15 protein-coding genes are annotated in these 13,451 nt (G+C 61.9%); 8 read left to right on the top strand and 7 right to left on the bottom strand.

Annotated elements, in window-relative coordinates; all coding sequences use genetic code 11:
• The first annotated feature begins 356 nt into the window (after positions 1-356).
• The 3 genes from EK16_RS11985 (at position 357) to argC (ending at position 2,096) form a co-directional block, all read left to right on the top strand.
• Positions 357-521, top strand: a complete 165-nt coding sequence (locus EK16_RS11985; protein ID WP_231573654.1) for a BrnT family toxin — start codon at positions 357-359, stop codon at positions 519-521.
• Positions 511-807, top strand: a complete 297-nt coding sequence (locus tag EK16_RS08595; protein ID WP_038036416.1) for a BrnA antitoxin family protein — start codon at positions 511-513, stop codon at positions 805-807. The genes EK16_RS11985 and EK16_RS08595 overlap by 11 nt, the downstream gene beginning before the upstream one ends.
• A gap of 233 nt (positions 808-1,040) precedes the next feature.
• Complete coding sequence (argC, locus tag EK16_RS08590; RefSeq protein WP_038036415.1) at positions 1,041-2,096, top strand: N-acetyl-gamma-glutamyl-phosphate reductase; 1,056 nt, start codon at positions 1,041-1,043, stop codon at positions 2,094-2,096.
• Positions 2,097-2,308: 212 nt separating this feature from the next.
• Here argC and ruvX read toward each other — a convergent pair whose 3' ends face one another.
• Positions 2,309-2,776, bottom strand: coding sequence for a Holliday junction resolvase RuvX (gene ruvX / locus EK16_RS08585; protein ID WP_038036414.1), 468 nt, complete (start codon positions 2,774-2,776; stop codon positions 2,309-2,311).
• 222 nt (positions 2,777-2,998) lie between these two features.
• On the opposite strand from ruvX, the gene EK16_RS08580 reads away from it, so the two are divergent.
• Positions 2,999-3,682: a metal-dependent hydrolase gene (locus tag EK16_RS08580; RefSeq protein ID WP_038036413.1), complete on the top strand. Its 684-nt coding sequence runs from the start codon at positions 2,999-3,001 to the stop codon at positions 3,680-3,682.
• Positions 3,683-4,175: 493 nt separating this feature from the next.
• On the opposite strand, the gene EK16_RS11575 is transcribed toward EK16_RS08580, so the two are convergent.
• Both EK16_RS11575 and EK16_RS08570 read right to left on the bottom strand, forming a co-directional pair.
• Positions 4,176-4,874 (bottom strand): c-type cytochrome, encoded by a 699-nt coding sequence (locus EK16_RS11575; RefSeq protein ID WP_051929147.1) that lies wholly within the window; start codon positions 4,872-4,874, stop codon positions 4,176-4,178.
• A 265-nt stretch (positions 4,875-5,139) separates the two neighbouring features.
• Positions 5,140-6,411, bottom strand: coding sequence for a hypothetical protein (locus tag EK16_RS08570; RefSeq protein ID WP_038036412.1), 1,272 nt, complete (start codon positions 6,409-6,411; stop codon positions 5,140-5,142).
• Between the two features lie 482 nt (positions 6,412-6,893).
• On the opposite strand from EK16_RS08570, the gene EK16_RS11570 reads away from it, so the two are divergent.
• The 3 genes from EK16_RS11570 to EK16_RS11565 all read left to right on the top strand — a co-directional run bounded on the left by EK16_RS11570 (position 6,894) and on the right by EK16_RS11565 (position 10,395).
• Positions 6,894-9,134, top strand: a complete 2,241-nt coding sequence (locus EK16_RS11570; RefSeq protein ID WP_081910426.1) for an Ig-like domain-containing protein — start codon at positions 6,894-6,896, stop codon at positions 9,132-9,134.
• A 102-nt stretch (positions 9,135-9,236) separates the two neighbouring features.
• Positions 9,237-9,365, top strand: a complete 129-nt coding sequence (locus EK16_RS12580; protein WP_255353331.1) for a hypothetical protein — start codon at positions 9,237-9,239, stop codon at positions 9,363-9,365.
• 112 nt (positions 9,366-9,477) lie between these two features.
• On the top strand, positions 9,478-10,395 hold the full coding sequence (locus EK16_RS11565) for a hypothetical protein (protein WP_051929145.1): 918 nt from the start codon (positions 9,478-9,480) through the stop codon (positions 10,393-10,395).
• Positions 10,396-10,736: 341 nt separating this feature from the next.
• On the opposite strand, the gene EK16_RS11560 is transcribed toward EK16_RS11565, so the two are convergent.
• The gene (locus tag EK16_RS11560; RefSeq protein ID WP_051929144.1) at positions 10,737-11,153 is read right to left on the bottom strand and encodes a SpoIIAA family protein; all 417 of its coding nucleotides are present in this window, start codon (positions 11,151-11,153) and stop codon (positions 10,737-10,739) included.
• A 115-nt stretch (positions 11,154-11,268) separates the two neighbouring features.
• On the bottom strand, positions 11,269-11,787 hold the full coding sequence (gpt, locus tag EK16_RS08550) for a xanthine phosphoribosyltransferase (protein WP_038036549.1): 519 nt from the start codon (positions 11,785-11,787) through the stop codon (positions 11,269-11,271).
• Positions 11,788-11,864: 77 nt separating this feature from the next.
• On the opposite strand from gpt, the gene EK16_RS08545 reads away from it, so the two are divergent.
• Positions 11,865-12,122, top strand: a complete 258-nt coding sequence (locus EK16_RS08545; RefSeq protein ID WP_038036411.1) for a hypothetical protein — start codon at positions 11,865-11,867, stop codon at positions 12,120-12,122.
• Positions 12,123-12,490: 368 nt separating this feature from the next.
• On the opposite strand, the gene EK16_RS08540 is transcribed toward EK16_RS08545, so the two are convergent.
• Both EK16_RS08540 and cueR read right to left on the bottom strand, forming a co-directional pair.
• Complete coding sequence (locus tag EK16_RS08540) at positions 12,491-12,832, bottom strand: NifB/NifX family molybdenum-iron cluster-binding protein (RefSeq protein ID WP_231573653.1); 342 nt, start codon at positions 12,830-12,832, stop codon at positions 12,491-12,493.
• Between the two features lie 86 nt (positions 12,833-12,918).
• Positions 12,919-13,341, bottom strand: coding sequence for a Cu(I)-responsive transcriptional regulator (cueR, locus tag EK16_RS08535; protein ID WP_038036547.1), 423 nt, complete (start codon positions 13,339-13,341; stop codon positions 12,919-12,921).
• Positions 13,342-13,451 lie beyond the last annotated feature (110 nt).

Here is a 13,451-nt window from a genome sequence, read left to right as displayed (position 1 = left end):
AGAAGGGTTCTTCAGGACTCTACCCTTCGAGAGGAACCTCCCATCAAAAAGCATACGGCTCAGATCAAGCCTACTGGTAAGCACCATCGCCCACCAAAAACGCCTCATCCCTGGCCCTGGATTGCCGGGACAAGGCCCGGCAATGACGTTTTATTGTTGTTTATCAATGAGTTAACCAACTAGCTCTCAACGTATGGAAAGTCTTTTTCCTTGGTCGGTTTGACGGCAACAGCCCGCTTCCTGAATTTCCTCGGACACCTGTGGGCAAAAGCCTTAGGTCTCGAACCACAAATGCATGAGTCAAGGGCCTGAGATACCGGCTGATCTACGGTATGATGATGCGGGTATCGTGTAGTGTGGTTGCACATACTAAAAAGGATTATGGCGAACGCCGCTTTCGCGCCGTGGGGCGTATCGAGGGATTGCCTTATATGGTGGTCTTCACACCGCGCGGCACACGGCTGAGGATCATTTCCATGCGGCGCATGCATGAAAAGGAGGCCAGAAAATATGGCATCTGAGCCGAAGGCAAAACCCGATCCCTATCTGATCGACGAGGAGACCCAACCGTTGACGGATGAGGAAATCGCACGGTTGCGTCCCGCCAGCGAGGTTTTTGCCGAGATGGGGTTGGCGCTGCCGAAGAAGCGCGGCCGCCCGCGGAAGAAGGAGCCGAAGCGGCAGGTCACCCTGCGTCTGGACGCCGACCTTCTTGAAGACCTGCGCAGCCTTGGCAAGGGCTGGCAAACCAAGGTGAACGCCGCCTTGCGCGAATGGATGGCCCAGCAGAAAAAGGCCTCTGAATGACCATCCGCTGTCGGCCAAAATCCGCCATTGATCTCTGCCGTGGCAGCATTCATTCCGTTATGAACGCCACCATCGACAGCGATGAAATCGTTCATCCCGACAAGCACAGCGCCGCGCAAGGCGCTTCGCTCCCAATTGGCCCGCAATTGTCCTCTCCTGGCCCCTGCCTGGTTGACCTTTGCCGCCAATGATGGAAAGGAAGGCGGCAAAACCGCCGCAGGGGATGAACAGCCATGACGGACAAACGCATCAGGGTCGCCATTGTCGGGGCCTCCGGCTATACGGGCGCGGACGCCATCCGCCTTGCCGCGCGTCATCCGGGCATCGAGATCGTGGCGCTCACCGCCAACACCCATGCCGGCAAGCCGGTGGCGCAGGTCTGGCCGCATCTGGCCGGGCTGGATCTGCCGGATCTCGTCACCAACGAGGAGGTGGACTGGTCCCGGGTGGATGCCGCCTTCGTCGGTCTGCCGCACGGCACGGCGCAGGACGTGATCCTGTCCATTCCGGATCACGTGCGCATCATCGACATCTCCGCCGATTTCCGCCTGAAGGATCCGCAGACTTACGCCCGCTGGTATGGCCGGGAGCATGCCGCACCGGAGCTTCTCGCCAAAGCCGCCTATGGCTTAACCGAACACAATCGTGAGAGCATCCGCTCCGCCCGCATCGTCGCCTGTCCGGGCTGTTATCCCACGGCCACATTGCTGGCCCTGCTGCCGCTGGTCAAACGCGGGCTCATCGCATTGGAGGATCTCATCATCGATGCCAAGTCCGGCGTCTCCGGTGCCGGGCGCGGGCTGAAGCTGAACACGCTGTTCTGCGAGGCCGGCGAGGGGCTCTCCCCCTATGGCGTGGCCAGCCATCGCCATGCCCCGGAAATCGAGCAGGAACTCGCCCGCGCGGCCGGGCGCGATCCCGCTTCTGTCGTCGTCAACTTCACGCCGCATCTCGTGCCCATGAGCCGCGGCGAGCTCATCACCGCCCATGTGAAACTGGCCGAAGGCGCCACTGCTGCGGACTGCGTAACAGCCCTGCGTGAGTCTTATGCGGAAGAACCCTTCATCCGCTTCGCGCCAGAGGGCATGCTGCCCGCCACCCAGCACGTGCGCGGCTCCAACGACTGTGAACTGGCCGTGCGGGCCGATCGCATTCCCGGCCGCGTCATCGTCATCGCCGCCATCGACAATCTGGTGAAGGGCTCTTCCGGTCAGGCGCTGCAGAATTTCAATCTCATGTTCGGCTTTCCGGAAACCACGGGCTTGCAGCAGCTGCCGCTGTTTCCCTGAGAGTCCAACTGGTAATGCACAAAACCGCCCCGCGCTCCCACCCAACCACCCTGTTTTGCGTATAATATCGGGTGGCTGGGTGGGGGCGCGGGGCGGTGGGTGGCGCGAAAGTTCGCCTTCGGGCGAATTTTCGTTTAGCCTCTGAAGCCGCCGGCCCCCTTTTGTCGCTCTTTGCAAGGGAAAGGCAGGAGCCCAAACTTCCGAGCAGAAAATCAACCGCGCAAGCTGCGCAGGCGGTCCAGCGCGCCTTGCAGGATCCAGGCCGCCGCCATCTTGTCCACCACATCCGCCCGTCTCTTTCGGGAAACGTCCGCTTCCAGAAGCGTGCGCTCCACCCCGGCGGTGGAAAGCCGTTCATCCCACAGCACGACGGGAATGTCGCTGATCTGTTCCAGATTGCGTGCAAAGGCCCGTGTGGCTTGTGCCCGCGGGCCCACACTGCCGTTCATGTTCACCGGATAGCCGAGGATGAAGCCGCCCACGTTCTCCCTGGCCGCCAGCGTAAGCAGCTTTTCCGCATCCTTGCGGAAGCGGGTGCGTTTTATCGTTTCAAGCGGAGTTGCCGTCAGAAGCAGGCCGTCGGAAAGCGCAAGGCCAATGGTTTTCGTCCCCAGATCAAGCCCCAGAAGCCTCTGCCCTTCTTTCAGCCGCGCCGCCAGCTCTTCTATGGTGATGGTCATAGGTTTGGCCTCTTTAAAAGGTGGCTTCACTGGTTGTGGTCGCAAGCAAGCGTTCCGATATTGCAGAAAGGGGAACGCAAGGTGTGCATGCTCCTGCCGCAGGCCGCAGACATGCCCCGGAATCGCGCAGGAAGTCAACGCCGGCGCAAGCAACGCGGCAGGAAGGGATGTTCAGGAGAAAGGGGCGGCCACACGCTCCGCCCGGAAAAAGGGAGAAGACCGATGAAACTCACCTGGTTCGGACACTCCGCCTTTCGCATCGATCTGAATGGCGCGCGCATTCTCATCGATCCCTATCTGAAGGACAATCCCTCCTGGAACGGCACCGTTGAGGAGGCGGCCGAAGGCGCAACCCACGTCATCGTCACCCATGGTCATGCCGATCACCTGGGCGATGCCGAGGAAATCTGCCGCAGCACCGGCGCCGTTCTCGTGTCCAGCTTCGAAATCTGCATGAAACTGGGGCTGGAAAAGGCCGAACCCATGAACACCGGCGGCCGCATCTCTCTTAAGGGCTTCGATGTGGTCATGACCCCGGCCCAGCATTCCTCCTCCATGGACGGCTATGACCTGGGCCCGGCCAATGGTGTCGTCATCATCCCGCATGCCTCGGGCGAACGCAGCCTCTATCATGCCGGCGACACCGGCCTGTTCTCCGACATGCGTCTGATCGAGGAGCTCTACACCCCGCGCGTCGGCCTCATTCCCATAGGCGATCGCTTCACCATGGGCCCGCACACCGCGGCTGTGGCCTGTCGCAAGTTCTTCGATTTCGACATCATCATCCCCATGCACTGGGGCAGCTTCCCCATCATCGAGCAGACGCCGGATTCCTTCATCAGGGAAATGGGCGAGGCGGCCGATAAGGTCCGCGTCATGCAGCCGGGCGAGACCATCACCGTCTGACGGTCGGACCGCTCGCTCACGCATGAATAGTGCTTCACCGCCGAAGCGGGATATCATCCCGTTTCGGCGGTGAAACAGAGCCTGAAAGGGCCGTTCCTGACTGTCATCACCGCATGCTTCAAACGCCCCTGGACAGCCGGGCGCCGTCCCGGCTGTCCAGGGGCGATTTACGCATTCAATGATGGCAGGCAGGAACGGTTCTTCAGGGCTCTGCCCTTAAAAGGGACCTCTCTTCAAAGAGTATACGGCTCAGATCAAGCCTGCTGGCGAGCACCATCGCCATCCAAAACCGCCTCATCCCTGACCCTGGATTGCCGGGATCCCGGTTCAAGTCCGGGACAGGCAAGGTCCGGCGATGACGTTTTCTTGTGGTTTATCAATGAGTTAAGAAACAAACTCCCGACGTATGGAAAGTCTTTTTAGGCCGCTTTGACGGCAGCGCTTCATTTTCCGTATTTCTTTAAGCTGCAGTGCGCGCGGGCGCGCTGCGCTTTTAGCGTTTCAGGCCGTGGCGCAGCCAGGTGATGATCTGCCAGCGCTCCGTTTCGGAGAGGACCTCCTTGAAGGCGGGCATGTCCGTCTTGAGCGCCTCGCCGCCTTCCGAGATGCTCCACATCAGAAAGCCGTCGCTGGCGATGGGCTTGTCGATGATGAACGCAAGATCGGCCGGCCGCGGATTGAGCTCCTTGCCCGCCTCGCCATCGCCCCGCGCCGTTTCACCATGGCAGGAGGCGCAATTGTCCAGAAACAGGGCCTTGCCCTTGGCCAGCGTCTGGGCATCCGCTTTCAGGGGATTGGTCATTTGGGCATAAGGAGCGGGCAGGCCGTTCATCATCACATAGCGGTGCCGCACGGGATTGCCGCGGCCCATCCGGCTCATGCCATCCCGGCTCATGCCGCGGCGGCGTTCCATCATGCCCATGCCCCGGCCGTGCCCGGGCCCCATCATCATGCCCTGGGCCATCTGGCCGGAAGCGGTGCGTTCTCCCGCGTTTTGAGCAGGTGAAGCCTCTTTGCTGGTCTCTGCGGCGGAAGAAGAAAACGCCCCGCTCCACCGCGCCGGCTCACAGCCGTCCTTGCCAGAAGAATGCGTGGGATCCGCAACAAGACCGGCCCCACCCGCCATGGCCGCCACACCACCCGCGGCCAGCAGCAGGCCGATGAGAAGACTGTTCTGAATCCGGAGCGTCATGCGTTCCTCCCTTTATGAGACACCGGGTTATCCACACTGGTGCCTGTTCGCGATTCGGTCAAACAGACCTCCCTGTGTCCTTTAACGCAACGCAGACCCTCTTTCCGTCGCGAAAAATCTGTGTGTCGGGAAGAAAAGGGCGCGCAAGATTTTGATGAGCATCAGCCCCCCTGAAAAAAGGGCCAGCCCAAAAGGAAAACCGGGCCGGAAAGACCCGACCCGGTTTCCTTCAGGCGAACCTGAATGACTGTCTCTGGCGTGGTTCTCAGAAGAAGAACCAGAAGCCGAGAGCGCCAATCATGGTGCGGGAGGTGCCGCCACCCGTGGCCTTGTCGGCAGCATAGGAGCCTTCCACGGCCACCTGCAGCGCGTCCACCGGACGCCAGGCCAGACCACCGGTCACGCGGAAGCCATGGTCAAGCTGACCCGCAGCGAGCGTGGTGGTGTAGTTGTAGTAACCAGCGCCCACGTAGAAGGTGGCGCTCTCGGTCATGGCCAGGGTCATGTTGCCCTGCACGCCGAAAGCCTTGTGCAGCGTGCCAGCACCGTTGTTGCGGTACACGGTGTTGACGTTGACCACGTCGCCGATCATGCCCTTGGCATAGGCAAAGCCGGCGTTGAAGCCGAAGATGCCCGCGCTGAAGTTAGCGCCGACACCAACCAGCCAGCCCATGTCGTTGCCATCATTGGCGGTGCCTTCCTCAACCGCACCCACGGCACCCGTCACACGCAGGCCGATGTTATCGGCGGAGTAAGCCATGTAGGCACCGAAGTCAGGCGCGGAGGTGGAACCACCAGCGGCATAGGACGGATCCTCGATGCCGAAGCCGAAGGAGATGGGGCCGCCGCTGTAGTGAATACCCAGCTGCGAGTGACGGCTGGAGTCGATACCATAGGGTGTGGTCACACCGGCGAAGGAGACGTTGGTCAGGGCATAGATCTGACCGGCATGACCGGCCTTGATCGTCCAACCCGGCATGAAGTCCCACTCACCGACGGCGATGCGCATGTTGGTGGTGGTGTCATGATCATGATCGTCAGTGGTGGCAAAGTCACCACGCAGCTGGATGTGCGTACGAATCTGCCCCACCGCGGTGTCGGTCTTGGAGCGGATGTCGATCTGACCGCGCGCGGCATCCCAGAAGTCGCTGCTGATGCCACCCGGGCCAGCCGCGTTGGTGCGGGTGTAACCGGTCAGGTTACGGACATAGCCGGAGATGGTGATCTCCGTAGCCGGCGCCGGCAGATCGGCGGTCGGGGTGATGGCGATGGTCATGCCACGGGAATCGGAGGCCTGATCAATGGCCTTGTCAGCCTCGTTCACCATGGCAATCGTCTGATGCCCGCGCTGGAAGGTGATCAGGGACACACCCTCCGGAAGAGCGGCACCACGGGCCTCGATCTTGTTGATGCGCGCCTGCAGCTGCTCGATCTGAGCCTTCAGCGCGGAAAGGTCGTCAGCCTGGGCGCCGGCAGCCATGACCGTCATGGCGACACCGCCCAGCAGAGCACGACGGATCCACTTGGACTTGATCATTGTTGTTCTCCCACAGTCTTCTTGCGAAGCCTTGATTGACGAAGGAACCCCTTCGCTGTTCCGCTTATGCCCCCACTCCCTCAAAAGCCGTCAGGTGACGGAGGCTCGGAAAACGCAGCGATCTGCTTGAATCGCCACGTCTGCATTTATCTGGTCAAACCCCGTGAGGGTCAACCGTTCTGCAGGCTGCTCAGGGTGCTTTTCCCCGCCCTGTGGCGCTTTTGCAACAAATTCGGCAAGTTGCAGGAAAATGCCGTGTTACGCGTGATTTTTGCGCACACTTGCGTTAACGTCTTGTTCATCATTGCGAAGGGCCTGGATGCAAAAAATTGCGCCATGGAGCGCAAACGATGCCACTGGGCGCGTGTTCCTGAACGCAAAGAATGCAGGAATTCAGGCATGTGCAAGGGCAGGACCAGCGAGGGCATCGACAGATCGAGGGAGCCAGGCCGCAGTGATGTGCAAGGACGGGGGAGAAATCGATGAAGAGGGGGTTGTTCAAGGGCATTCTCGTCGGGATCGTGCCACTGGCGCTCATCACCGTCGGCGGGGTCATCGTGTCCGGCCAGCGCATGAGCGATGCCTTGCGCGAGACCGTGCAGGAGAGCTTGCGCCAGCAGGGTATTGCCTGGGCGACGGTCAGGGTAGACGGGCGTGATGTGACGCTTTCCGGCACCGCGCCGTCACAGGCCGCGGTGAAGCGCGCGCTGGAACTCGCCCTGAAGGTGAAGGGTGTGCGCCGGGTGCAGGCCGGTGAGGTATCGGTGCGTCTCGCCGATCCCACGGTGCGCCCCGTGGCCCGCAATGCCGCACCTGTGCGCATCACGGGCACCTGGCCGGAGATGGACGGCGTGCGCCTGCAGGTGTCCATCGCCGGGCGCTCCTATGTGCTGGGGCGCGATACTGAGCTGAGCAGCGACGGCAAGGGCCATTGGACCTTGCTCTTGAAGGAATTGCCGCCGGAAGGGGTGCACGATGTCGTGGTCATCGTGGTGGATGGTGCGGTCACGGCGAAAGACGCCACCCGGGACGAGCTGGTCATCGACACCACGCCCCCCGCAGCACCGTCGCTGAAGACGGTGAAGGTGGGCAAGGCGGGGCTGACCCTGACCGGCGCATGGCCGGCGGCCGATGCGCGCGCGCTCATCGTGGCCGTTGCCGGCAGGCAGTATGTTCTCGGCAAGGATCCGGAACTGACCGTGGAGGATGGCCGCTGGCGCCTGACCATTGATAAGCTTCCCGGGGACGGGCAGCATGATGTGACCATTACTGTTGCCGATGCCCTGGGCAACACCCGCAGTGTCACGGCCAAGGGCGCCGTGATTGTTGATACCACGCCGCCGGATGCCAACGCCCTCACCGTCGATCGCGCCGAGGCCGATGAGGAAGGGCATGTGCGCATCGAGGGGCGCTGGCCGGCCGGGGATGCCGCATCTGTGCGCGCCCGCCTTGACGGCCGGGAATTTGCGGCGAAGGAGAACGGCGGCGAATTCGTCCTCCTGCCGGACGGGCATTATCGCCTCACGCCGGAGAAACCGCTGCCGCCGGGCACATATGATCTCGTCCTCATCGCGCGCGATGCCGCCGGCAATGTGGCGGAAAAGGCGTTTTCGCAGGTGGTGACTGTTCCCAAGCCCGCGCCCAAACCTGAACCCAGCCCCGAGCCCGCCGCGCCCGCACAGCAGCCGCAGGAAGCAACACCGCCCAGGGATGTCACGCCGCCTGCATCGCCCACGGTCAAGCCGCTCGAAAGCCGCAGCCGCATGCCTGAGATTACCGGCACCTGGCCGGCCGATGACGCTGTCTCGCTGGAGGTCACCCTCGCAGGGAAGACCTATCGCGCCGGCATCGATCCCGAGCTTGAAACCCGGGGCGATGTCTGGCGCCTGAAACCTTCCGCGCCCTTGAAGGACGGGCGTTATGACGTGATGGTCACGGTGAAGGATGCCGCCGGCAACGTGGCCCATGATGAAAGCCGGGATGAAATCCTCATTGACGGCACATCCCCGCCGGCCCCGCAGGTGCGCCCGCAGGCCACGCTGGAGCGCAAGCCGGTGATCACCGGCACCTGGCCGGAAGGGGACGCCACGAAACTTGAGGTGCGCATCGCCGGCAAGGCGTTTGTCCTCGGCGCGCCGGGCAGCCCGCTTTCCAGCGACGGCAAGGGCCACTGGACTCTCGCTTTGCCCGAGCCATTGCCGCCCGGCACCTATGATATCGTGGTCATTGCCACCGATGCCCTGGGCAATGCCGCGCAGGATCAGACCCGCAACGAGCTGCGCATCAAGGCGCCGCCCAAGGTGGTGAAACAACAGGAGGCGGAGAAGACCGCCACGGAGGCGAAGAAGGCGAACCTGGCCTGTCAGAAACAGGTGGACGCCCTGTTGCAGGAAGCGAAGATCCATTTCGAGAGCGACAGCGACAAGCTGAAGCCGGAAAGCCTGGCGCTCATCGCCCGTGTGGCCAAGGCGCTCAATGCCTGTCCCAAGACGGAGGTGGTCATCGCCGGCCATACCGATGCGCAAGGCTCGGCCACCTACAATCAGGCCTTGAGCGAACGGCGCGCGGCGGCCGTGGCCAAGGCCCTGATGGCGCAGGGCGTCTCGGCGGATCGCTTGAGCGTTATCGGCTTTGGCGAAAGCCGCCCCGTGGCCGATAATGCCACGGAAGAGGGCCGGGCCCGCAACCGCCGTATCGAGTTCTATGTGCGTCCGCGGCCATGATGCCCTGCCGCATCCGCCGCCAGGTGTGCGCGCGTGATGAGATGCATGACCGGCATGAAGATTGGCAGGCCGTCATGAGAGCATGACAGGGGGAGAGGAGCCATGGATTTCTGGAATTTCAAGGACTTCACCTATGTCGCTGCAACGCACTGGCCCTGGCTGCTGCTTGCTGCCCTGCTCGGGCTCATAATCGGCTGGATGTATTGTCAGGGCGAGACGGCTGAGAAATGACCAGCCGGCGCCGCCGGAGCGCGCGGACATGACAGCCCGGAAGGCCATTCGGCGCGCCGACTTTGCGCCCTGACGAAGCTGAAAGGGGGCATGAACGGGGGAGGATCGAGCCATGATCCACTATGTCATCGAATTCATCCTGTGGCTGCTGCTGGCCTTTCTGATCGGCGCCATCATCGGCTGTCTGCTGCGCCGCCTGTTCGCACCGGCAAGCGCCACACAGCAGGCCGTGCCGCCGCAGCAGGCCGAAGCCCCGCCAACGGCGGAACGTCACGGTGTGACGCACGAGGAAGCGAAAGGCGCCGCAGCTGCGGTTGCGGGCGCCGGCGCCGGTGCCACGGGCACGGCCACGGCCACGGCGACTTCGGAAGAAGGTGCGGCTTCTGCGGCTTCTGCCTCTGCCGCGTCCGAACCGGTGACACCCCCCGAACCCGAGGCCGAAGCCGCCGAATCCGGCGCGAAAGACGGGGAGCAGGCGGCTGAAGCCATGCCATTGATGGCGGGCGCTGCATCAGAAAGACAACCCGAAGAGGACAAGGCTGCCGCCGAAGCCGAAAAGGCCGCAGAAAAGGCGGAGGAAAAAGACAAAGCAAAGAAGGAAGAGGCTGAGAAGCAGGAGACAACCTCTCCCGATGCTGAGAAAGATACCGCTGCCGAAGCCGCGGCAAAAGAAGAGAGCGAGAAGGAAGAGGCCACTGCCGGAGGCGAAGCCGAAAAGGGCGCGGGCGAAGCGCTGCCTCCCTTTGGCCTGTCTGCGCCCATTGGCGGCAAGCCCGACAATCTCACCGAGATCAGCGGCATCGGCAAGAAGATCGAGAAGATCCTGCACGATCTCGGCATCTATCATTTCCGTCAGATCGCCTCATGGACGGAAAAGGAGATTGCCGAGGTCGATGCCAGACTGAAGTTCAAGGGCCGTATTCAAAGGGAGCGCTGGGTGGAACAGGCCAAGGTTCTGGCCGAAGGCGGCGAGACCGAGTTCGCCAAACGCGTGAAATCCGGCGAGGTGCCCACATCGCGCAAGAGCTGAAGGGCCTTGCCCTTCTGTTCATGCATGGAACACTGCTGTATTTCCCTTACCCTGGTAGGGAGGAGGGACGGGTGGGGAGCGGGTATCTGAACGCAGCGCTTGCGGCCCGACCCCCACCCGGCGCTTCACGCCGACCTCCCCCTATCAGGGGGAGGTGAGGACCATGCGCTCTTCCTGCCTGCCGCCCCCGGACAGCCGGGACGGGGCCCGGCTGTGACGCGGTTAGGGGGTAGAGTTTAAAACCCAGCCGAACTGTTCCTTCGATGTCGAAAAACTCTTCTGGCAAAGGGAGCTTATCCACTCAAAAACTGAACAGCCGTACAATCAGGCCTGATCCTTATTTAAGCGCCTTTCTGCGGTTTGTGTTCCATACAGGCCGGCGTGTTTTCGTGTCTGAGGGCATGTTCGGTCAGCCAGGCCCAGGCCTCCTTGCATTCGTTAAAGGTAAAGCCCTTCACCTCGCCAGTGAACAGCTTCTGCAGCTCTGCCAGCAGCACCGCCAGCCAGCGCCGCTCGGCCACCACGGCGATGCGCGAGAAATCCTGCCAGTGCCGGATGGCAAAGGCCATGTCCTCCCAGATGACGGCAGGATCCACCGGGCCGAAGTCATAGAACACTTCCAGAAGACGCGCCCGCCCGCGCTTGTCGATGAAGGCCTCCGTCTTCTCCCGGACCTTTTCGTATTCCTCGCGGCTGACCGCGCCATCGAGATGCAGCTCGATCACGTCCTCGGCATCATGCAGATAGCAGCGCAGCATTGTCATCTTCTCCCTTGCGCATCCTGTCCTTTAGAAAGGATATGGGAAGAAGGATGCGCGCGCACAATCCGCCTGCGCCGCATGACTGACAGGATGAATCGGCAAAAGGGCGCGTTCAGGGCTGGCCCTGCTGAATGAAGGGCGGCACGAACTGCAGGGCCATGTCCCAGGGCAGGTAGATCCAGGTATCCTGCGAAACCTCGGTGACAAAGGTATCAACAAGCGGCACGCCGGCAGGCTTGGCATAGACCGTGGCCAGATGCGCCCTGGGCAGCATCTCGCGCACCACCCTGGCCGTGCGTCCGGTATCGACAAGATCATCCACCACAAGCACACCTTCGCCGCCATTCTCGGCAAAGGTTTCGCCCACGGGCTTGAGCACCTTCAGCTCCCCCTGCCGGCCATAGTCATAGGACGCGATGCAGACGGTCTCGATCACGCGGATTTCCAGCTCCCGCGCCACGATCGCCGCCGGCACCAGGCCGCCGCGCGTGATCGCCACCACCGCCTTAAAAGGCCCCTTCTCGGCCAGCCGCCAGGCCAGCGCCCGCGAATCCCGGTGAAACTGTTCCCAGGACACCGGAAAGCCCTTGCGATAGCGCTCATCCAGATCCGCCCCGCCCGTATTCTGCATTGCCTCTTTCTCCCGGAAAAAAAAGCCAGTGCCCATCGCCCGCCTTGAAGCGCGTTTGCCGCCACGGGTCAACCATCATGCAGCAGGAAATGATTGCAGGGTGCAAAGCGGTGATCACCGCGCCGGAACGGAATTTAATCTTACCGCCGGAAGGATATTTTATATCCTTGACCCAACAGTTCAGCGGGGTTTCCAACCCCGCCCAAAGTATGGATGGCGGGGTAATATACCCCGCCAAGACGTTGAAGGAATGGGATAAAATCCCGTTCCGGCATTTTTCCTACGACACAAACCAAGCCTACTGGCACACTACACGACATGCTGCTGCCATATAACTCGTCACCCCGGCGGAAGCCTTAGGTCTCGTGCCGCTAATGCATGCATGTGTGGCCCGAGATACCGGCTTTCGCCGGTATGACACTGTGTGTGTCGTGTAGTATGGCCTGCTGGTAAGCACCATCGCCCACCAGACCTGCCTCATCCATGGCCCTGGATTGCCGGGATCCCGGTTCAAGCCCGGGACAGGCAAGGCCGGCAATGACGTTTTCTTTACGTTAATCAATGGGTTAAACAACCAACTCCCATCGTATGAATAGTCTTTTTCCTCGGTCGATTTGGCATCAACAGCATACTTCCCGAATGTCCTCGGGCACCATGAGGGAAGCGGGGCCCTTCTGGCCATTCGGGGTTCAGGCCCGATTGTTCAGTGCACCGTGCGCCAGCCGAGTTGGCGCAGAAGGCTGCCCACGGCCTTGGCCGGGTCCTCCTCATCGGTGATGAACACCTGCACGCCCCGCTGCTCCATCTTGTTGACAAAGCCCTGGCCGCATCCCGCCGTCAGCAGGTAATGCACCGAATCCAGCGGATGCGGCTCATGGGCCGGATGGGCGTGAATGCTCATCTCCTTCGGCAGATCCAGCCGCTCCACCTCGCGAAAGGTGCCGTCCTCATCCACCTCATAGATGATGAAACGCCGGGTCTTGCCGGCATGGCCGGTCACGGTCCGGTAGTTCTGGCTGGTCACCGCGATTTTCATGGGTCTCATGCTCCAACAATGCGGAATTCTTCCTGTTTCGCCTTTTCTGCACCCTATGCGCCCCTCAGGCACCAGGTGCCCAGAAAGTCCGGCCCTCAGCCCGGCATGGGCGTGGTATCCAAGGCGCCTTCCTCCTCTCCGGCCAGACCGTCGAGAATGGGGCAGTCCGGCCGGTCGTCCCCATGGCAGGCTGCCACCAGATGCCCGAGTGTGGCGCGCAGGGCCTTGAGCTCCTGAATCTTGCGATCGATCTGGCGGATGCGCTCTTCCGCCAGCCGTTTCACGTCTCGCGAGGCGCGGTTGCGGTCCTGATAGAGCGAGAGCAGCTGCCGGCATTCCTCGATGGAAAAGCCAAGCGAGCGCGCCCGCGCCAGAAAGCGCAGCATGTGCACGTCCCGCTGCGAATAGTCGCGATAGCCATTCTCGCGCCGATCGGGGCAGACCAGCCCGATCTCGTCATAATACCGCACGGTCTTCACCGGCAGGCCGGACAATCGCGCCGCATCCCGGATGTTCATGCAGACCTCCCCGTCATCCATTTCTCTTGATTCAGAAAGATACCAGTAAACTGGAATGTTGCAAGCGCCACTTCCTGCTCATGCAGAAAAACGGCCGCGATTTAAGGGTA

This window comes from Thermopetrobacter sp. TC1 (genome assembly GCF_000746275.1).
GTDB lineage: Bacteria > Pseudomonadota > Alphaproteobacteria > Rhizobiales > Aestuariivirgaceae > Thermopetrobacter.
Note: the sequence above shows the minus strand (reverse complement) of the source record. Positions and strands in the feature narration are given on the sequence as shown.